The sequence below is a fragment of the Solidesulfovibrio aerotolerans genome (assembly GCF_009856865.1).
GTDB lineage: Bacteria > Desulfobacterota > Desulfovibrionia > Desulfovibrionales > Desulfovibrionaceae > Solidesulfovibrio > Solidesulfovibrio aerotolerans.
Genome location: NZ_WVUD01000038.1, coordinates 1 through 18,797 on the forward strand (window position 1 = coordinate 1; position 18,797 = coordinate 18,797).

Here is an 18,797-nt window from a genome sequence, read left to right on the forward strand (position 1 = left end):
TAAATTGCGTAGTCTGGCCATGCGGGGCCGCGAGGCGTTGCTGCGCCTATACAGCTTTGAGCAACAGATGGTGCCGCGCATTGAACTGTTGAAAGACGAGTTGAAGCGTTCGTGAAAGAGTCCCTAATAAGCCCGTCGTCCGTGAAATCAGCTACCACCGGGCACCGTCAACTTGTCGGTGGAGAGGTTGCTGAAAACGTCTCTTCCGGGTATTGAGCAGCATGTCGACGCACCCTAATCCCCGTTTTGCCGGTTATCGCTACCCCGCCGAGGTCATTTCGACCGCTGTCTGGCTGTACTTCCGCTTTCCGCTGAGTCTGCGAATGGTTGAGGAAATGCTGGCGGCACGGGGCATCGCGGTCAGCTATGAGATGGTCCGGCAGTGGGGGCTGAAATTCGGCCGCGATATCGCCAACACCCTGCGCCGACGGGCACCGCGCCGGGGCGACCAAGGCACCTGGATGAGGTCGTCCTGGCCATCGGCGGCAAGCGCCATTATCTCTGGCGGGCTGTGGACAAGGATGGCTTCGTCCTTGACGAGCTGGTCCAGAGCCGGCGGGATGCGAAGGCGGCCAAGCGGCTGCTGCGAAAGCTGCTGAAGAGGCAGGGTGTGGAGCCAAGTAATGGTGACCGACAAGCTTAAACGCTACGCCGCCGCCAAGCGAGAGACTATGCCTGGCGTCGAACATCGTCAGCACAAGGGTCTCAACAATCGAGCCGAGAACTCCCACCAGCCGACGAGGCGACGAGAACGGCAGATGAAACGCTTCAAGTCGGCTCGCCAAGTCCAACGATTTCTCTCCATCCACGACCCGATCGCCAACCTCTTCAACCTTCGCCGAGACCACCGAACCGCCCGAGCCCAAGCCTTCGAGACCTGGGCCGAAGTCGCCGGCGCTTGCCTGGCTGCGTGATCCCAAGATGCCCTACCATACACGTTTCGGCACCCTATGCGCAAACCGGCCCAAACAAGTTGACGGTGCCTTCGAAACCATAGGGCCAATTTGGCTGCCGTTATTCTGTAACGCAAGAAGCAATTTTTATTGACAAACGAGAGCACAATGAGCGTCAAAAAACCTGCTATATCAGTTTTATGTGTTACATTTAATCATGAAAATTTCATTAAAGATGCTCTTGAAGGTTTTGTGTCGCAGCAACTCAACGTGCCTTTTGAGGTTTTAGTTGGCGATGATTGCTCTACAGATGGCACATCCTCTGTTATTCGTAAATATGCTTCACAATACCCACACATCATCAAGCCAATATTGCATAAGGAAAATATTGGTGCTTCCAGAAATTTTGCAAGCCTTGTGCGCCGTATACAAGGAAAATATGTCGCGCTCTGCGACGGCGACGACTATTGGACTGATACGCTAAAACTCCAAAAGCAATATGATTTTCTGGAGTCATTCCCAGATTATTCTATGTGTTTTCATCTGGTCAGGCAATCTTATGATGACGGTTCGCAACCAGATATTCTATATGGCCCTGGCCACTACCTTCCAGATGTGGTAACTTCTCGTAATTATTTTAAACTTGCAGATTTATTACGTATAAATGTTATAGCAAGCCTGTCGGTCTTGTATCGCTGGAAAATGGGGAATACTCTTCCAGAATGGATGCTAAAATATAACATTTGCGATTTGCCAATCCATCTTATTCATGCAGATATCGGTAAGATAGGCTACATTGACGAAGAAATGGGTACGTACAGAAAGCACGCCAGGGGTTCGTGGTGGAATCATGAAACTCCTGCTCACAAAAAAGAAAATTCAGCACGCTATATATCTCTACTGGAAGACATAAATGCAAGCCTTAACTATCGCAATGAATCCGACTTTCGCGCCATTATCAATGTGTCAAAAATTGAACTGGCAAAGCTGCAAGGAGATAAATCTCCTTTTTATAGAGTGCTCTCAAGTAAATTAGCATACGCTATTCGTATCCTTCGACAGCGCTGTTCCTGATGAATTGGCATCGCGTCGCCGTTTACCCACGTCTAGTGGTTCTGTCTCCTTGACAACTAAAACCATTAGCACCTCCCACTGCGCCAGTGAAGCATTCGGTCGAGGCAGGGGGGGGGGGGGGGGAATTAGACGGCACCGTCAACTTGTCGGCCGAGAGGTTGCTTGAAACGTCGCATCCGGGTATTGAGCCGCATGTCGACGCACCCTGATCCCCACTTTGCCGGCTATCGCTACCCTGCCGAGGTCATTTCGACTGCCGTGTGGCTGTACTTCCGCTTTCCGCTGAGCCTGCGAATGGTTGAGGAAATGCTGGCTGCACGGGGTATCACGGTCAGCTATGAGCCGGTCCGCCAGTGGGGGCTGAAATTCGGCCGCGATATCGCCAACAGACTGCGCCGACGGGCGCCGCGCCGGGGTGATAAATGGTACCTTGATGAGGTCGTCCTGACCATCATCGACTGGTCCGAAGAATGCCGGCAGGTCACGGCCTTCGATCTCAGATATTGTCTCTGGACACCACAAGTGAAATATGCTTTCTATTCCCCAACTGATATCTTTGTAGGCTAACTGAGCCAGAAGGACATATGCAAGCATGAATTACGACATTAAACTATTTCAAGAACAATTCGTTGAAATCATCGAGATGGATAGCGACGAATTTGATATTGATGCTCCTTTGTCGTCTTTGGAAGGCTGGGATTCGCTGGCTGCTTTGGGAGTTATCGCCATGCTCGACAAGCAATTTGGCATTGTCGTGTCCATCCAGGCCTTGAACGAAGCAACGTCTCCCCGAGACATCTTTAACCTGCTTCCGCGATGAACCCGTATCTACCTGGACTTGCAGGCGAGACGGTCATAGTGACCGGGGCCTCGTCTGGGTTGGGGCGTGCCGTATCCCTCAATGCCGCTTTGTATGGGGCCAAAGTTGTCTTGATCGCACGGGATTCAGAGCGTCTGCGCCTCGTCCGGGAGGCACTTCCAGGCGAGGGGCACTCGTGGTTCAGTTTCGACCTACAGCACGTTGATGCTATACCAGTATTGCTTTCAAACGTGGTGGCTACGGCCGGTCGGCCGAGAGCCCTTGTGCATTGTGCCGGCATCTGCATCCAGCAACCACTTCGATTTATTGACCAAGACAGCTTACAGAAGACTATGCGGGTCAATGTGGAGAGCGCATTTTTCTTGACCCAGGCCATACGCCACAAGCAAATTCGCGGCGAGAGGATGAGCATCGTGTTGGTTGCGTCTGTAGCGGCTATGCTTGGTTCTAGCAGTTTGGCAACCTACTGCGCCAGTAAGGGCGCGCTCGTGGCTGGCATGAAGGCGATGGCCGAAGAATTGGCCCGAGATAAAATCCGTATCAATTGCGTGGCGCCAGGCTGCTTCCAATCTGATATGTTGCAACAATTAGGTGGTTCCGTTGGAGGAAAACACCTTGAATCTTTGCAGGCGAAGCATCCTCTAGGTCTGGGTACGCCTGATGACGTTTCTCATGCCTGCCTTTTTCTAATCTCCCACCTGAGCAGCTGGATTACTGGTTCAACCTTGGTGGTCGACGGGGGGTACAGTGCCTGTAAATAACTCCTTGGGAAGGAATCCTGCGGCAGCGATTCTCGCCACGGCCTATTATCTTCCTGAGCAGATAGTCAGCAACGAGGCCCTGGCCGCCGAGTTTCCTGAATGGAACGTGCACAAGATATCGGACAAAACCGGCTTCGTCAGTCGTCGGTTGGCCGGTGAGGATGAATTTGCCACAGACCTTGCCTACAAAGCCTGTCAAAAACTCTTTGAGGAAGTGACCGTTAGCCCGTCAGAAGTGGACTTTCTGATCCTAGTGACGCAGAGTCCTGATTATGCCTTGCCCACCTCGGCATGTATTATGCAAAACAGGCTGGGGTTGCCGACAACGATCGGAGCGCTGGACGTCAATTTGGGTTGCTCTGGTTTCATCTACGGGCTGAGTCTTGCCAAGGGCTTGGTAGAGACTGGCCAAGCAACTTGCGTTCTACTCGTGACCGCAGAAACGTACAGCAAGCACATGAATCCGTGTGATAAATCAGTTCGGACCATCTTCGGTGACGGTGCTGCGGCTACTCTTGTGGGTGCGACAGATCCTGACACGCCGCCGCATTTGGGACCGTTTGCTTTCGGAACAGACGGCAGTGGGGCTATGAATTTGGTGGTTCCCGGCAGCGGGGTTCGCCCTGCATTTGTCACTCCAGCCGGGAACAACAAATATCTCTATATGAACGGCCCTGAGATTTTCGCGTTTACCCTGCAACGGGTGCCCGAAATCGTCTCGCAAATACTGGCAAAGGCGGAATTGTCCTTGGATGCAGTGGACGCCTTCGTCTTCCATCAGGCCAATAAATATATCCTGCAGCACCTGCAGCAGAAGCTTGATATAGATGATGAGCGATTCATCATGGCCAGTGCCGAGGCAGGCAACACGGTGTCTTCTAGCATTCCCATCGCATTAGCCAATGCCAAGCAGAGTGGTTCATTGCGCGCCGGGCAACGAATTATGCTCGTTGGTTTTGGGGTGGGCTATTCCTATGCTGCCTGTTTGGCCCGTCTCTTATAGTGCAGTTTATTAAGAGAGCCAGCGAAAAGAAGCACTCCCGTTTTTCCATCCAACACGGGGAAAGGCGACGAAATGTCAATATCATTTCTGTACGAAGAAGGTGAACTCCAGGCGCTCGGATTTGCCGCTATCGGAAAAAACGTCAGCATAGATCGCAGTGTGCGTTTTTTTGGTATTGGCAATATAAGCATCGGTGATAACGTGAGGATTGATCCTTTCTGCCTCCTGAGCGCTGGCCCCGGTGGCATCAGCATCGGCCGTAACGTGCACTTGGGGGTGTCTTGCTCTCTCATCGGCAGAGCGCGCATTGAGTTGCATGACTTTGCGGGCCTGTCTGGCAAGACATCCATCTATTCCTCGACTGATGACTATCTCTCTGGGGCTATGACCAATCCGACCGTTCCCGAAGAGTTTACCAATGTTGTTAGCAAACCGGTGATCGTTTACCGCCACGCGGTTGTTGGAACTGGGAGTGTATTGTTGCCAGGAGTCACGGTAGGTCAAGGTGCGGCTATCGGAGCGCTCTCGTTGGTTCGCAAGAATGTTGAGGAGTATGCAATCCTATTAGGCAATCCGGCCAAGAAGATCGGCCAGCGTGGACGGACTTTCCTCGATCACGAAATAGTACTGCGTCGATGGGAAGAGGGTAAGGACCCCACTTGACCTTAAAAAGCTTGGTAACTCTGCTTTTGTGGAAAACGTCGGGGAAGACTGAGCAACGTCTTGCCACTAAAGCGCGGAGTGACCTTACCCCATTGAGTACACCAAGGATAAGTTCGGACTATTGGTGGCACCGTCAACTTGTTTGGGCCGGTTTGCGCATAGGGTGCCGAAACGTGTATGGTAGGGCATCTTGGGATCACGCAGCCAGGCGAGCGCCGGCGACTTCGGCCCAGGTCTCGAAGGCTTGGGCTCGGGCGGTTCGGTAGTCGGCGACGGAGCGGAGGTCTCGGCGAAGGTTGAAGAGGTTGGCGATCGGGTCGTGGATGGAAAGAAATCGTTGGACTTGGCGAGGCGACTTGAAGCGTTTCATCTGCCGTTCTCGTCGCCTCGTCGGCTGGTGGGAGTTCTCGGCTCGATTGTTGAGACCCTTGTGCTGACGATGTTCGACGCCAGGCATAGTCTCGCGCTTGGCGGCGGCGTAGCTTTTAAGCTTGTCGGTCACCATTACTCTTGGCTCCACACCCTGCCTCTTCAGCAGCTTTCGCAGCAGCCGCTTGGCCGCCTTCGCATCCCGCCGGCTCTGGACCAGCTCGTCAAGGACGAAGCCATCCTTGTCCACAGCCCGCCAGAGATACTGGCGCTTGCCGCCGATGGCCAGGACGACCTCATCCAGGTGCCATTGGTCGCCCCGGCGCGGCGCCCGTCGGCGCAGGCTGTTGGCGATATCGCGACCGAATTTCAGCCCCCACTGCCGGACCGTTTCATAGCTGACCGTGATACCCCGTGCCGCCAGCATTTCCTCAACCATTCGCAGACTCAGCGGAAAGCGGAAGTACAGCCATACGGCGGTCGAAATGACCTCGGCGGGGTAGCGATAACCGGCAAAGTGAGGATTAGGGGGCGTCGACATGCTGCTCAATACCCGGAAGAGACGTTTTCAGCAACCTCTCCACCGACAAGTTGACGGTACCTGTCCAAGACCGCATCCGCCAGGGTCGGGTCTTGAAACCGCCCGTGCCATTCCGCCACCGGGAACTGAGTCGCAAAGTCATCGGCTATCCGCATCATTGGACGTTTATCGAGGCCTGGCGACCTGCCAGGGGCACCGACAAGTTGACGGTGCCCCCAGCCATAAACATTTCGGTACCCGATGCGCAAACCAGCACAAACAAGTTGACGGTGCCCGGCGGGGTAGCGATAATTGGCAAAACAGGGATTAGGGTGCGTCGACATGCTGCTCAATACCCGGAAGAGACGTTTTCAGCAACCTATCCACCGACAAGTTGACGGTGCCCTTGCTTCCGCCCTTGACCTGCGAAACCATACCCTACTAACGCCCAAGGATAGTGCATGTCGCCCACGTGCCATGTCTGCCCGGTCTGCGGCCGCCTCGCCGTCCCCCGTCTGGTCTTCCCGGCCTTCACGGTTCTGGCTTGTCCGGGCTGCCGCCATGAATTCACCCCGGAACTGCCGCGCAGTGCGGCCGAAACCTATGATCCGGCCTATTTCCAGAAAGCCCATGCCAATTGGTTTGCCAATCCCGACACCGACCTGTTTGCGACCCTGGCCGCTGCCATTGCCCGGTTCCACGGCAAAACGGCCCGTGTCATTGACATCGGCTGCGGCAACGGCGCCTTTCTCAGCTATCTGCAAAAACAGGGCTTTACCCATTTAGCAGGCCTGGACATCATCGCGCAAACCCTGCCCGCGCCCATGCGTTACTTTAAAACCCCCATCGAGGACTATGCCGGCGGCGAAACCTTTGACGCGGTGGTGTCTTTGGCCAATGTCGAGCATTTGCCCAACCCCCAGGCCGCCCTGGCCGCCCTGGCCCGATTGGTCACCCCGGGGGCTTTGGTGGCTGTCTATACCGTGGTCAACCATTCGCTGCTCTACAGTGCGGCCAAGGTTTTAGCCGATTGCGGTGTTCCTTTTGCCGCCGCCCGGCTCTACGATCCCCACCACGTCAGCCACTTTTCCGTGGCTTCCCTGGCCCGGGCCGCTGTGGCCGCCGGCTTGACCCCGCTGGCGCTCAGCCGGCGCGACATCCCCAAAAAGGCCGTAGATCTGCCCCAAGGCCCGTTACGCCCGGCGGTGTCCCTGGCCGTTTCGGCCATTGCCGCCGTGGCCGCCGCCAGCGGGGCGCAGATGTTGCAACTTGCCCTGTTTACGAACGGCAACGCCCATGGTAGCCATATTGATGCCTGCTAACCAAGGTTACCTGCCCCGAATTTCTGTTGTCATTTTGTGCTACAAGGCCGGGCTGACCCTCCCGGCCTTTGTCGATGCCGTGCGCGCCGCCATGGAGCGTCTGGGCTGCGCCTACGAATTGGTGCTGGTGGGCAATCACAACCGGGGCGACGTGGCCGACCAGACCCCGGCCGTGGTGCGCCGGCTGGCTGCTGGCGATTCCCGCATCATCCCGCTTACGCTGGAAAAACGCGGCATGATGGGCTGGGACGCCCGGCAAGGGCTGGCTGTGGCCACGGGCGAGGTAATTGCCCTTATTGACGGCGATTACCAGATGCCCCCGGAAGACCTGGAACATGTCTGCCGGCTGCTTATCGAGCAAAACCTGGAGCTGGCCATGACCTGCCGGGCCGTTCGCAAGGACGGTTTGGTACGCCGGATCAACAGCCGCCTGTACAATCTGGTCTTTAAGGCGCTGTTTCCCGGCTATCCGGTGCGCGACGTCAATTCCAAGCCCAAGGCCATGACCCGGGCCTTTTTTAACAAGCTGCGCCTGACCGCCGACGGCTGGTTTCTCGACGCCCAAATAGTTATTCAGGCCCGCCGGCTGCGCGCCCGCCTGGGGCAGATCGAAACCGTGTTTCTCCAGGGCGCCCGCAAATCCTTTGTGCGCCCTGACGCGGTGCTGGAATTTATCCGCAGCCTGCTGGCCGCGCGACTGCGCGAGTTTTTTATCCAATCATGAAATTTTCGGTACCGTCAACTTGTCGGTGGAGAGGTTGCTAAAAACGTCTCTTCCGGGGGCACCGTCAACTTGTTTGGGCCGGTTTGCGCATAGGATGCCGCAATGTGTCTGGCTGCGCATGCCAGGATCACGCTGCGAGGCGAGCGCCGGCGACTTCGGCCCAGGTATAGAAGGCTTGGGCTCGGGCGGTTCGGTAGTCGGCGACGGAGCGGTGGTCTCGACGAAGGTGGAAGAGGTTGGCGATCGGGTCGTGGATGGAGAGAAATAGTTGGAATTGGCGAGCCGACTTGAAGCGTTTCATCTGCCGTTCTCGTCGCCTCGTCGGCTGGTGAGAGTTCTCGGCTCGATTGTTAAGCCCCTTGTGCTGACGATGTTCGACGCCGGGCATGGTTTCGCGCTTGGCGGCGGCGTAGCTCTTGAGCTTGTCGGTCACCAGCACCCGTGGCTCCACCCCTCGCCTCTTCATCAGCTTTCGCAGCAACCGCTTGGCCGCCTTCGCATCCCGCCGGCTCTGGACCAGCACGTCAAGGACGAAGCCATCCTTATCCACAGCCCGCCAGAGATAATGGAGCTTGCCGCCGATGGCCAAGACGACCTCATCAAGGTGCCATTTGTCGCCTCGGCGCAGTCTGTTGGCGATATTGCGACCGAATTTCAGCCCCCACTGCCGGACCGTTTCATAGCTGACCGTGATACCCCGTGCAGTCAGCATTTCCTCAACCATTCGCAGACTCAGCGGAAAGCGGAAGTACAGCCATACGGCGGTCGAAATGACTTCGGCGGGATAGCGATAGCCGGCAAAGTGGGGATTAGCGTGCGTCGACATGCTCCTCAATACCCGGACGCGACGTTTCCAGCAACCACACCGACCGCCAAGTTGACGGTGCCGTTATCGGTTTAAAACACCCTGGCGGAGGTGGCATGGAACGTGCAGGCTGCATTGAACCGGACTATTGGGAAAAAATCGCCACTTTACCGGCAAGCTGTGCGCGTCTCAAACCCGAAGCCTGGCAGTGCGGATGCCAAGAAGGAAAAGTTATGGGCTATGATATCGCAGCCACCAATATCCATCAGATCGAGGATTGCCCCAGCCCCGCGTCAGCTTGGTCATACCCGACACCGCGAAGTCTCATTGAGCACGTCATCCATGAGGGACAGTCTCTGGTCATTGTGTTGCGCACCGGGTTTGCGGCACAAGGTATCCATTTTTTCACGCCGAATAGTTTTTCACAGCAGCTGGGCTACATGCAGCGGGACGCGGGGTATTCCATCGCGCCTCACACCCACAATCCCATCCCGCGCACCGTTACCTGGACTCAGGAGACACTGTTCATCAAGTCTGGAATGGTTCGTCTGGACGTCTACAGTCACGAACGCTGCTATCTGGAAAGCCTTGTGCTCATGCCGGGCGACGTGGTCCTCATGGCCGCTGGCGGACATGGCTTAGTGATGCTTGAGCCCTCGGAGATCATTGAGGTCAAGCAGGGTCCGTATGTTGGCGAAGCCGACAAGAGCCATTTCGAGCGGGTGCTCGACGATGCGGTGGTCTATCATGTCGAAGAGAGTGACGATCGGAATCGAACATGACCATGCTGCCAGTCTGTGAGCCGCTTTTGGCGGGCAATGAACTGCGTTACGTCACGGACGCCGTTTCTTCGGGCTGGATCAGTTCTTCGGGGAGTTACGTCACCGCCTTTGAGCAGGCGTTCGCAGCTTGGTGCGGCGTGGCCCACGGCGTGGCCGTTTGCAACGGGACTGTCGCCCTGCATCTGGCCCTGGTTGCCCTGGGGGTCGGCCCGGGCGACGAAGTCATCCTGCCGGATTTCACCATGGTGGCTTCCGCTTTGGCCGTATGCCATACAGGGGCCATGCCTGTCTTTGTCGATGTCGACCCGGCAACCTGGAACATCAATCCCCTCGTCGTAGAGGCTGCAGTCACCCCGAGGACCAAGGCCATTATGGCGGTGCATATCTTCGGCACCCCCTGCGACATGACGGCGCTGGCCGCCGTAGCCGTCCGTCACGGCCTTGAGCTTATCGAGGACGCCGCTGAGGCTCATGGGGCGACGTTTCAGGGAAAAAAGGCCGGAAGTCTGTCGCGTATCGCCGCTTTCAGTTTTTTTGCCAATAAAAACGTCACGACAGGCGAGGGGGGCATGGTGGTGACCGATGACCCGAAACTTGCCCGGGCCTGTCGCTACTACAAAAATCTTTGCTTCCCCCTCGACGCGCCCCGGGATTATCGGCACGCCCACATTGGCTACAACTACCGCATGAGCAATCTGCATGCCGCCATTGGCCTAGCCCAAACGGAAAAGGCCGACGACTACACGACGCTTCGTGTTAAAAATGGCCGGCTGTATCGGGAACTGCTTGCGGAGATCCCGGGAGTGCGGCTCCAGGCCGCACAGCCGGGCGGCGGTGCTGTCCACTGGATGAACGGGATGGTGGTTACCTCCGAATACGGCCGCACCCGCGATTCGCTGATGGCCCACCTCAAAATCCGGGGCATCGACTCTCGGCTTTTCTTCAATGGCATGCACCGTCAGCCCGCCCTGGAACGCTATGGCTGCCAGTGCGCCGGAGCCTTTCCGGTCAGCGATTGCCTCGCCGATGGCGGTTTGTACCTGCCAAGTGCGAGCGGTTTGACGGAATCAGACATCCGGCGAGTCTGCCAGGTCGTACGCGAGCATGGAAGGAGCTGACATGGATGCCACGTTCGGGGATTACGCCCGCTACTATAATTTGCTTTATCGGGACAAAGATTACGCCGGAGAGGTTGATTTCATCGCTGAGGCACTGGCCCGGGCCGGGAACCGTCCGAAAAGCCTGCTTGATCTCGGCTGCGGTACCGGGCGTCACGCCCTGGAGCTGGCCCGACGTGGCATGGCGGTGACCGGCGTGGATCGGTCGGAAGAAATGCTGCTCCTCGGCCGCCAAAGCCTTTCGGCCGCCGGACCCCTGCCCACAGGAACGGCTGTGCCACAGTTCGTCGGGGCGGATGTCCGGGCCGTGCGGCTCGGCCGCCGTTTCGAGGCCGTCACGAGCCTTTTCCATGTGCTCAGCTATCAGCTGACCGAGGAGGACGCCTTGGCCCTCCTCATCACGGCCCGGGAGCATCTCGCGCCGGGAGGCCATTTTTTGTTCGATTTCTGGCACGGCTTGGGAGTGCTTTCCGATCCCCCCGCGCGGCGGGAAAAGGTCATGGAGGATACGGCGATCCAGGTGCGGCGCGAGGCCGTGCCAACGATGCATCCCCTTGATGATACAGTAGATGTGACCTACCATGTCACCATGACGGATAAGACCACGGGCAGAATCTCACGTTTGAGCGAGACCCACCGCATGCGCTACTGGTTTTTACCCGAATTGCGCTACTTGGCCCGGCAGGCCGGATTCATGCCCATGGAGGAGGGCGCGTGGTCCTGCTTCGCCCCCCCCACGTGCGCAACTTGGTACGCCTGGATGCTGCTCACCGCCTGACGCACCGGTTCACGTCGCCGCTCTGGAAGGAGAGATTTCATGTGCCCCTCTGTCCATCGTCGAGTCGCCTTGGTCCTCGCGCATCCCTGGGGCCAGGTATCTACGCCGCCGCTCATGACGGCGCAATTCCTGGTGGAAAATGGTTATGACGTCGATATGTTCGTCGCCTTTGACCAGGAACTGCACGACATGGGAATCTGTCTGCCCGAGTTCCACCGACCGGGTGTGCGGGTGTTCGCTAGCGTTTCGGGGCAGGCCTCGCCACCGGCCCGTTTGGCCGACGGAACGGTGCTTCCCCCCGAACATTGGGCGGCCGTAGCGGCGGCCAGACGGCTTCCGGCGGCCTATGACTGGATCATCGGTTTTGATCCCGGCGGGTTGGCGCGGGCGGCCGCGTTGTCGGGCATCTGGGGTGCCCCCTACATCTACCATTCCTTGGAAATTGACGATCGGCCCAGTCCGGCCAAGGATTTGGAACGGCATTGCAACAAGGGAGCCCTTTTCACGCTGACCCAAGACCGCCAGCGAGCCGACGTGCTGGCGAAACTCAATCGTCTCGATCGTAAAAGCGTGCACATCTCGATCAATAGTTCTCTTGGCCCCGTGCTGCCGCAAAAGGATTCTTATTTCCGCGATCGTTTTCCCATCGGAGATCGGCGCCTTGTCCTGGCCTTGGGTACCTTACATCCGAGCACGTGTACGGATGCGATCCTGGCCTCTCTGGCCGCCTGGCCCAAGAACTTTGCCCTGGTTATGCACGGCTGGCTTCCCGACAAATCTTTTCGGACTGCCGTTGAAGCCTTCGTCGCCGAGCGTGACAATGTCTGGCTTTCCCTCAAAATAGTCCCACCCGAACAAAAGTTCCAGATATTCCAAAGCGCGGACGTGGGTCTCGTATTTTTCTCCCCCGATGACCATAATCTCAAATACGCCGCCGGTTCGGCCGGTAAACTCTACGATTTCATGCGCTGCGGCGTGCCCATGATCGGCAATGACATCCCTGGCATGGCCGCACTGCTCAACGATTCCGGCTGCGGCTTTGTCGTGCCTGACGCCGCCAGCCTGCCGGCGGCCTTGCCGCTTGTGGCCTCGCGCTACGACGGCTTTCGTGAAAATTGCTTGCGGACATTCCCTCGATATGAATTCGCCATGAGCTACGGACCGCTGTTACGTTTGATGCAACGGTGACTGGAAATGGAATCATGAACACGGACAAACAGCTATTGAAGCGCGACGAGGGGCACCGTCAACTTGTTTGGGCCGGTTTGCGCATAGGGTGCCGAAACGTGTATGGTAGGGCATCTTGGGATCACGCAGCCAGGCGAGCGCCGGCGACTTCGGCCCAGGTCTCGAAGGCTTGGGCTCGGGCGGTTCGGTAGTCGGCGACGGAGCGGAGGTCTCGGCGAAGGTTGAAGAGGTTGGCGATCGGGTCGTGGATGGAAAGAAATCGTTGGACTTGGCGAGCCGACTTGAAGCGTTTCATCTGCCGTTCTCGTCGCCTCGTCGGCTGGTGGGAGTTCTCGGCTCGATTGTTGAGACCCTTGTGCTGACGATGTTCGACGCCAGGCATAGTCTCGCGCTTGGCGGCGGCGTAGCTTTTAAGCTTGTCGGTCACCATTACTCTTGGCTCCACACCCTGCCTCTTCAGCAGCTTTCGCAGCAGCCGCTTGGCCGCCTTCGCATCCCGCCGGCTCTGGACCAGCACGTCAAGGACGAAGCCATCCTTATCCACAGCCCGCCAGAGATAATGGCGCTTGCCGCCGATGGCCAAGACGACCTCATCAAGGTGCCATTGGTCGCCCCGGCGCGGCGCCCGTCGGCGCAGTCTGTTGGCGATATCGCGACCGAATTTCAGCCCCCACTGCCGGACCGTTTCATAGCTGACCGTGATACCCCGTGCAGCCAGCATTTCCTCAACCATTCGCAGACTCAGCGGAAAGCGGAGTACAGCCATACGGCGGTCGAAATGACCTCGGCGGGGTAGCGATAACCGGCAAAGTGAGGATTAGGGGGCGTCGACATGCTGCTCAATACCCGGAAGAGACGTTTTCAGCAACCTCTCCACCGACAAGTTGACGGTACCCGTTGAACGATACAATGACCAGTGGCTCGTGGAGAAAAATGGCTTCAAAAGCCCACGCCAAGCTCGACGTGATTGGCAGGCTGCCGGCAAAATGCTAACGGCGGCTTAAAGCTAAACTGTGTCCAGAAAACCGGGCGCGGTACACTTCCTCGTGCGGGAGGAGGATGTGACCCGGCTCTCGCCCCTGATCCACGACCATATCAACATGCTGGGCCGGTATTCCTTCGCAGTCCCGGAGGCCGTCATCCGAGGAGAATTGCGTCCCCTTCGGGACCCCACGGTCGATGATTGATCCTTAACCCGGTTTTCTGTTCCGTTGCTCCCCAAACCCCAGTATCTTGAGACCGATACCTCGCTGCTCCAAAGCTTCCACCGTCTCCAGCAATTGACGGGTGGAGCGCGCCAGCCGGTCGAGTTTCCAAACCACCAGAGTGTCGCCGCTTCGCATATAGTCATAGGCCGCTACGAGTTGGCGCACTACCGGCAGGGCGTTCTTGTCACGACCGAATTGGCGTTGCAGACCGACAAGGGCATCATGCTGGCCAGCAGTGTCCTCGATCCATTCGCCGCTATCGAGACGGTCATGTCCTGGGAGGCCTTCGCCGAGAGCGTCAACGAGGCGCAGAAGCTTGCGCAGCCCGAAAATTTTGATTTCCTGCACCGCATCGGCGAGAACTACGTCACGCTGCGCCGCTACGCGCCGAAATTCCTCGCCGTGCTCAAGTTGCGGGCCGCGCCCGCCGCCAAAAACATGCTCAACGCCATCGAAGTGCTGCGCGACATGAACACCGACAACACCCGCAAGGTGCCCGGCGATGCCCCGACCGATTTCATCAAGCCGCGCTGGCAAAAGCTGGTGATGACCAATGCTGGCATTGGTCGGCGTTACTATGAGCTTTGCGCGCTGTCGGAACTGAAGAACGCGCTGCGCTCCGGTGACATCTGGGTTCAGGGCTCGCGCCAGTTCAAGGACTTCGAGGACTACCTGATGCCGTCAGAGAAGTTCGCCACCCTCGAGCAGGCCAACGAATTGCCGCTGGCCGTGGGCACCGACTGCGACCAGTACCTCTATGACCGGCTGACGCTGTTGGAAACGCGGCTCGCCACGGTCAATCGCATGGCGTGACGCAGCCTTGCGGCGGCAGCAGTCAGCAAATGCCCTTCGGCTGGTAGACAACAAAGGCGCGCAACGGCTGCTTGCTGCTCTCAGGGCCTTTGAGAGCCCGCCTCCCTGCCGAACCTTTGGGCCTGATCGTCCTGGAGAAGGGGTGACTCAACATGAGACCGCTGCACGAAAAATGTCTACAAATATATTGTAAAATTCTGTAGAGTCTGTCTTTAAAATGTTCCTTGATATTCTAGAGTGTGTGATACATTCTCCGCACGAGTAGATGCGATATTCTCGACGAACTCTGGCTACGGCTTGAACCAATTGTTTGTCCACTTTTCGGCAGGAGCGCCGTGGCAGGCCAGTCAAAAATCCCCGTCTCATCCTCAACGGCATCCTGGCGCTGCACCCGGAAGGCCCTACCCTGTAGTGGCTCGAATTGCTGGTCCTGGCCTGCCAACTGTTGGAAACCGTTCTCGCGCATCATTCGGAGGACGAGGGAAGTGGAGTAGCTTTTGGCCTCAATTCGTCAATCCCTGCACCTCAAACCGTCAATAATATGACGTTGCTACAAAATAATATCCCCTTTTTGACTTTATCAAACATGGTTGCCATGCCTTGCCGCCGCAACCGACGACACATCCGCCCCAGGAGAATCGCATACTCCGCCTGCTAAATCTTGGCTGCGGCAGGGCCTACCATCCGGATTGGGTCAATCTAGACTTCACGCCGTGCCCGCCCCACGTGCTCGGATACGACCTAAGCCAGGGTATTCCCTTTCCAGACGGCCTGTTCGATGTGGTCTATCACTCCCATGTGCTGGAGCACTTCTCTCAGGTCGACGCCACGCGCTTTTTGCGTGAATGTCTGCGCGTATTCCGGACATGGTGGAGGACAGAGTGGTTGGCAGACTCGCCCCCAAGGGGGATATTGCGGCCCTGGCGGAATCTATCGCTTTCTTGCGCGACCTGCCGCCCGAGGAAACCCAGCGGATGCGGATGCGCTGCCGTCAGACCGTCCTGGCCCGGTTCACCATCCTGCACCAGGCGCGGACTTACGCGGAACTTTATGAATCGTTGCTTGTACAGGATCGGCACCAGCGCGTGCGAAGATCAGATCCCCGCCACTGGCATGGATAATGCTAATTCCAACAGATAAACCACCGCATCTGGCGGTGTGACCCGAATAGGTTCGACCGATCCGGGAATTTGGCCTTTGGTAATCAATACAGCGAGTGGTTCGTAATGGCAGGATACCGGAAGTTTCTTATTCTTGAGTCGTTAGCCCCCTTCGAGGGGGCATCATCATACCACCGGCTATGCCGGTGGTAGCTGATTAGGGCCATGCCATCCAAGGCGACATACGCTACCGCTATGGTCGCCAGACCCGTCCGAACCGGAGCCGTCCTATGACCGCACAGCACGACGACCAATCCGCCACCGCTCCAGCAGCCGACAGCCAGCCCGGCGCCAAGATGCGCCAACTAACCGCCCAGCTCTATCGTCTGGCTAAGGCGCCCATCCCGGAACAGGCCCTGCGCGCCTTGCTCGACGACGTGACGGACACCCTGCGAAGCCTTGTCGAGGCAGGAGAATACGCCCCTGCCCACAAACTGGGGGCGGCGGCAAAATCCCTACGCCTGCCCGTGCGCAATTTGGATCTGTGGCGTTCTCTGGTTTTCGCGGGCCAGGGTGATCCATTGGCCGCCCGGGAGTCTCTCAAGGAAGAACTGCGCTATTTCCCGGACAACGACGCGGCCAGGCACATGCTGGAATTACTCGATTCCCAACACGACCACGAGGAGGCCGCCGGATTGGATCCGGAACTGTCCACCGTCCTGCCGGTTATCCGCTCCTACACCATGGTCGGTCTGCCCCGGCTCAAGTCACTTTTTGCCCTGGCCAAGCATGCCTGTCTGGCGGACATCCCCGGGGATTTCGCCGAATGTGGCGTGGCTGGCGGCGGCTCAAGCGCCCTTTTGGCCTTCGTGATCCGACGCTTCAGCCGCCGGGCCAGGGTCCTTTACTGCTTCGACACCTTTTCCGGCATGCCCGACCCCGGTCCTCAGGACACCCACCAGGGCACCAACGCCCAGGACAGTGGATGGGGTGCCGGCACGTGCGCGGCCCCGGTGGAAAGCCTGTACGCTGTCTGCCGCCGGATCGGGGTAGACGATCTCATTCGCCCGGTTCCGGGCTTTTTCAAGGACACGCTGCCCGCCGCCGCCGCCAGCATCCCTGCCCTGGCCATGCTCCACATGGACGGCGACTGGTACGATTCAACCAGGGACATCCTGGTCAATCTCTTTGACTTGGTCACGCCGGGCAGCCCGATCCAAGTGGATGACTTCGGTTACTGGGAAGGATGCGACCAGGCCCTAGCCGATTTCACGGCCGCGCGCGGACTCTCGCTGTCTCTGCGGCGCATTCCCGGCGGCGTAGGGGCGGTCTTTTTCAAGCCTGTCGCATAAACCCCGGCTTGCGAAAGACACTTCGTGATCGGCGACAATTACTCCTGAGCATCAGCGACAATTAGAATTGTGCATCCACCTCCCCTTGGAGGCTGTATGGTAGGGCATCTTGGGATCACGCAGCCAGGCGAGCGCCGGCGACTTCGGCCCAGGTATCGAAGGCTTGGGCTCGGACGGTTCGGTAGTCGGCGACGGAGCGGTGGTCTCGGCGAAGGTGGAAGAGGTTGGCGATCGGGTCGTGGATGGAGAGAAATAGTTGGACTTGGCGAGCCGACTTGAAGCGTTTCATCTGCCGTTCTCGTCGCCTCGTCGGCTGGTGAGAGTTCTCGGCTCGATTGTTGAGACCCTTGTGCTGACGATGTTCGACGCCGGGCATGGTTTCGCGCTTGGCGGCGGCGTAGCTTTTAAGCTTGTCGGTCACCAGCACCCGTGGCTCCACACCCAGCCTCTTGAGCAGCTTTCGCAGCAGCCGCTTGGCCGCCTTCGCATCCCGCCGGCTCTGGACCAGCGCGTCAAGGACGAAGCCATCCTTGTCCACAGCCCGCCAGAGAGAGTGGCGCTTGCCGCCGATGGCCAGGACGACCTCATCCAGGTGCCATTTGTCGCCCCGGCGCGGTGCCCGTCGGCGCAGGGTGTTGGCGATATCGCGGCCGAATTTCAGCCCCCACTGCCGGACCGTCTCATAGCTGACCGTGATACCCCGTGCCGCCAGCATTTCCTCAACCATTCGCAGACTCAGCGGAAAGCGGAAGTACAGCCAGACAGCGGTCGAAATGACCTCGGCGGGGTAGCGATAACCGGCAAAACGGGGATTAGGGTGCGTCGACATGCGGCTCAATACCCGGATGCGACGTTTCAAGCAACCTCTCGGCCGACAAGTTGACGGTGCCGCGGCCTAGTATCCGGATTCTTTCTGGTGGCGCACGGCTAGCACCAGGATAATTTCGGCGTGAACCTCGTAGACCAGCACATATCCGGACACGCCGAATGGGATAAGGAATTCTCGGTGTTCCGGGTCTAAATCGTCAGCAGGCCGGCCGGCGCTTGGAAACTTTTTCAGAATAGCAGCTTGTTTCCTGATGGTTCCCACTGCGGCCTTCGCCGCGTCTCTGTCCTTTTCGGCAAGGAAACGGTAGGCCCGCTGAACTCCCAGGAGGGCATAAGGCGACCACACCAACTTTAAACGTGGCATTTAGGCGGCTCCACATCGTTGCCCGCTTCGAGTTCAGCAAGCCAAGCATCCGCCTCTTCCGCAGTCACATGCAGCCCCGTAAGCATAAATTCATCATGCGCGGCCCTGGCTTCCTGGCGCAAGGATTCCCGCTGTTCTTCTCTGGTTACATACGTTTCAAGCGCTTGAAGCATGAGTGAGTGAGGAGTTCGTTTCCGAACTTTCGCAAGATTTTGCAGCCGATCCCGCAATTCCACGGGAAGTTTAATACTTGTAGGCGTTGAATGAGTTTGCGTCTGCATGGTGACACCCTCCTGGGTAGTATTTTTAACT

20 protein-coding genes and 4 pseudogenes are annotated in these 18,797 nt (G+C 57.8%); 17 read left to right on the forward strand and 7 right to left on the reverse strand.

Annotation, left to right across the window (positions count from 1 at the left end):
• The first annotated feature begins 221 nt into the window (after window positions 1–221).
• The 7 genes and pseudogenes from GTA51_RS16035 (at window position 222) to GTA51_RS16065 (ending at window position 5,214) form a co-directional block, all read left to right on the forward strand.
• A pseudogene (locus GTA51_RS16035) lies at window positions 222–914 on the forward strand (IS6 family transposase).
• A gap of 147 nt (window positions 915–1,061) precedes the next feature.
• Window positions 1,062–1,967: a glycosyltransferase gene (locus GTA51_RS16040; protein ID WP_160962839.1), complete on the forward strand. Its 906-nt coding sequence runs from the start codon at window positions 1,062–1,064 to the stop codon at window positions 1,965–1,967.
• A 192-nt stretch (window positions 1,968–2,159) separates the two neighbouring features.
• A pseudogene (locus GTA51_RS16045) lies at window positions 2,160–2,420 on the forward strand (IS6 family transposase); the annotation flags it as partial.
• Window positions 2,421–2,559: 139 nt separating this feature from the next.
• Window positions 2,560–2,787 carry an acyl carrier protein gene (locus GTA51_RS16050; protein ID WP_160962841.1) on the forward strand — a complete coding sequence of 76 codons (228 nt, stop codon included), beginning with the start codon at window positions 2,560–2,562 and terminating at the stop codon, window positions 2,785–2,787.
• The gene (locus GTA51_RS16055) at window positions 2,784–3,548 is read left to right on the forward strand and encodes an SDR family NAD(P)-dependent oxidoreductase (RefSeq protein WP_246198182.1); all 765 of its coding nucleotides are present in this window, start codon (window positions 2,784–2,786) and stop codon (window positions 3,546–3,548) included. Before GTA51_RS16050 ends, GTA51_RS16055 begins: the two co-directional genes overlap by 4 nt.
• A complete protein-coding gene (locus GTA51_RS16060; protein WP_343039524.1) occupies window positions 3,535–4,551 on the forward strand; it encodes a ketoacyl-ACP synthase III in 1,017 nt (338 codons plus the stop codon). The genes GTA51_RS16055 and GTA51_RS16060 overlap by 14 nt, the downstream gene beginning before the upstream one ends.
• Before the next feature lie 72 nt (window positions 4,552–4,623).
• Window positions 4,624–5,214: an acyltransferase gene (locus GTA51_RS16065; protein ID WP_160962845.1), complete on the forward strand. Its 591-nt coding sequence runs from the start codon at window positions 4,624–4,626 to the stop codon at window positions 5,212–5,214.
• A gap of 196 nt (window positions 5,215–5,410) precedes the next feature.
• On the opposite strand, the gene GTA51_RS16070 is transcribed toward GTA51_RS16065, so the two are convergent.
• Window positions 5,411–6,124 (reverse strand): IS6 family transposase, encoded by a 714-nt coding sequence (locus tag GTA51_RS16070; protein WP_160962847.1) that lies wholly within the window; start codon window positions 6,122–6,124, stop codon window positions 5,411–5,413.
• A gap of 440 nt (window positions 6,125–6,564) precedes the next feature.
• On the opposite strand from GTA51_RS16070, the gene GTA51_RS16075 reads away from it, so the two are divergent.
• On the forward strand, window positions 6,565–7,425 hold the full coding sequence (locus GTA51_RS16075) for a methyltransferase domain-containing protein (RefSeq protein ID WP_160962849.1): 861 nt from the start codon (window positions 6,565–6,567) through the stop codon (window positions 7,423–7,425).
• Window positions 7,415–8,149 carry a glycosyltransferase family 2 protein gene (locus tag GTA51_RS16080; protein WP_160962851.1) on the forward strand — a complete coding sequence of 245 codons (735 nt, stop codon included), beginning with the start codon at window positions 7,415–7,417 and terminating at the stop codon, window positions 8,147–8,149. Before GTA51_RS16075 ends, GTA51_RS16080 begins: the two co-directional genes overlap by 11 nt.
• Window positions 8,150–8,276: 127 nt before the next feature.
• On the opposite strand, the gene GTA51_RS16085 is transcribed toward GTA51_RS16080, so the two are convergent.
• Window positions 8,277–8,975 (reverse strand): IS6 family transposase, encoded by a 699-nt coding sequence (locus tag GTA51_RS16085; protein WP_160962853.1) that lies wholly within the window; start codon window positions 8,973–8,975, stop codon window positions 8,277–8,279.
• Window positions 8,976–9,070: 95 nt separating this feature from the next.
• On the opposite strand from GTA51_RS16085, the gene GTA51_RS21020 reads away from it, so the two are divergent.
• From GTA51_RS21020 to GTA51_RS16105, 4 genes are all read left to right on the forward strand, one after another.
• Window positions 9,071–9,736 (forward strand): cupin domain-containing protein, encoded by a 666-nt coding sequence (locus tag GTA51_RS21020; RefSeq protein ID WP_246198183.1) that lies wholly within the window; start codon window positions 9,071–9,073, stop codon window positions 9,734–9,736.
• Window positions 9,733–10,854, forward strand: a complete 1,122-nt coding sequence (locus GTA51_RS16095; protein ID WP_211922618.1) for a DegT/DnrJ/EryC1/StrS family aminotransferase — start codon at window positions 9,733–9,735, stop codon at window positions 10,852–10,854. Before GTA51_RS21020 ends, GTA51_RS16095 begins: the two co-directional genes overlap by 4 nt.
• Window position 10,855: 1 nt before the next feature.
• Entirely contained in the window at window positions 10,856–11,632 is a 777-nt protein-coding gene (locus GTA51_RS16100) for a class I SAM-dependent DNA methyltransferase (RefSeq protein WP_160962855.1), read from the forward strand.
• 69 nt (window positions 11,633–11,701) lie between these two features.
• Window positions 11,702–12,820 (forward strand): glycosyltransferase family protein, encoded by a 1,119-nt coding sequence (locus GTA51_RS16105; protein WP_160962857.1) that lies wholly within the window; start codon window positions 11,702–11,704, stop codon window positions 12,818–12,820.
• A 121-nt stretch (window positions 12,821–12,941) separates the two neighbouring features.
• Here the strand turns inward: GTA51_RS16105 and GTA51_RS16110 are convergent.
• Window positions 12,942–13,654, reverse strand: a pseudogene (locus GTA51_RS16110) (IS6 family transposase).
• A 179-nt stretch (window positions 13,655–13,833) separates the two neighbouring features.
• Between GTA51_RS16110 and GTA51_RS16115 the strand changes: the two are divergent.
• On the forward strand, window positions 13,834–14,007 hold the full coding sequence (locus GTA51_RS16115) for a transposase (RefSeq protein ID WP_160962859.1): 174 nt from the start codon (window positions 13,834–13,836) through the stop codon (window positions 14,005–14,007).
• A 3-nt stretch (window positions 14,008–14,010) separates the two neighbouring features.
• Here GTA51_RS16115 and GTA51_RS21300 read toward each other — a convergent pair whose 3' ends face one another.
• On the reverse strand, window positions 14,011–14,163 hold the full coding sequence (locus GTA51_RS21300; protein WP_160962861.1) for a recombinase family protein: 153 nt from the start codon (window positions 14,161–14,163) through the stop codon (window positions 14,011–14,013).
• A gap of 108 nt (window positions 14,164–14,271) precedes the next feature.
• Between GTA51_RS21300 and GTA51_RS16125 the strand changes: the two are divergent.
• The 3 genes and pseudogenes from GTA51_RS16125 to GTA51_RS16135 all read left to right on the forward strand — a co-directional run.
• Window positions 14,272–14,838: pseudogene (locus GTA51_RS16125) on the forward strand (Tn3 family transposase); the annotation flags it as partial.
• Between the two features lie 729 nt (window positions 14,839–15,567).
• The gene (locus GTA51_RS16130; protein ID WP_343039525.1) at window positions 15,568–15,981 is read left to right on the forward strand and encodes a methyltransferase domain-containing protein; all 414 of its coding nucleotides are present in this window, start codon (window positions 15,568–15,570) and stop codon (window positions 15,979–15,981) included.
• A gap of 250 nt (window positions 15,982–16,231) precedes the next feature.
• On the forward strand, window positions 16,232–17,293 hold the full coding sequence (locus GTA51_RS16135) for a TylF/MycF/NovP-related O-methyltransferase (protein ID WP_160962863.1): 1,062 nt from the start codon (window positions 16,232–16,234) through the stop codon (window positions 17,291–17,293).
• Window positions 17,294–17,408: 115 nt separating this feature from the next.
• On the opposite strand, the gene GTA51_RS16140 is transcribed toward GTA51_RS16135, so the two are convergent.
• The 3 genes from GTA51_RS16140 to GTA51_RS16150 all read right to left on the reverse strand — a co-directional run bounded on the left by GTA51_RS16140 (window position 17,409) and on the right by GTA51_RS16150 (window position 18,766).
• Window positions 17,409–18,122: an IS6 family transposase gene (locus GTA51_RS16140; protein WP_160962899.1), complete on the reverse strand. Its 714-nt coding sequence runs from the start codon at window positions 18,120–18,122 to the stop codon at window positions 17,409–17,411.
• 66 nt (window positions 18,123–18,188) lie between these two features.
• Window positions 18,189–18,485: a type II toxin-antitoxin system RelE/ParE family toxin gene (locus GTA51_RS16145; protein ID WP_160962865.1), complete on the reverse strand. Its 297-nt coding sequence runs from the start codon at window positions 18,483–18,485 to the stop codon at window positions 18,189–18,191.
• Window positions 18,473–18,766 carry a CopG family ribbon-helix-helix protein gene (locus GTA51_RS16150; RefSeq protein ID WP_160962867.1) on the reverse strand — a complete coding sequence of 98 codons (294 nt, stop codon included), beginning with the start codon at window positions 18,764–18,766 and terminating at the stop codon, window positions 18,473–18,475. Before GTA51_RS16150 ends, GTA51_RS16145 begins: the two co-directional genes overlap by 13 nt.
• Between the last annotated feature and the right edge of the window lie 31 nt (window positions 18,767–18,797).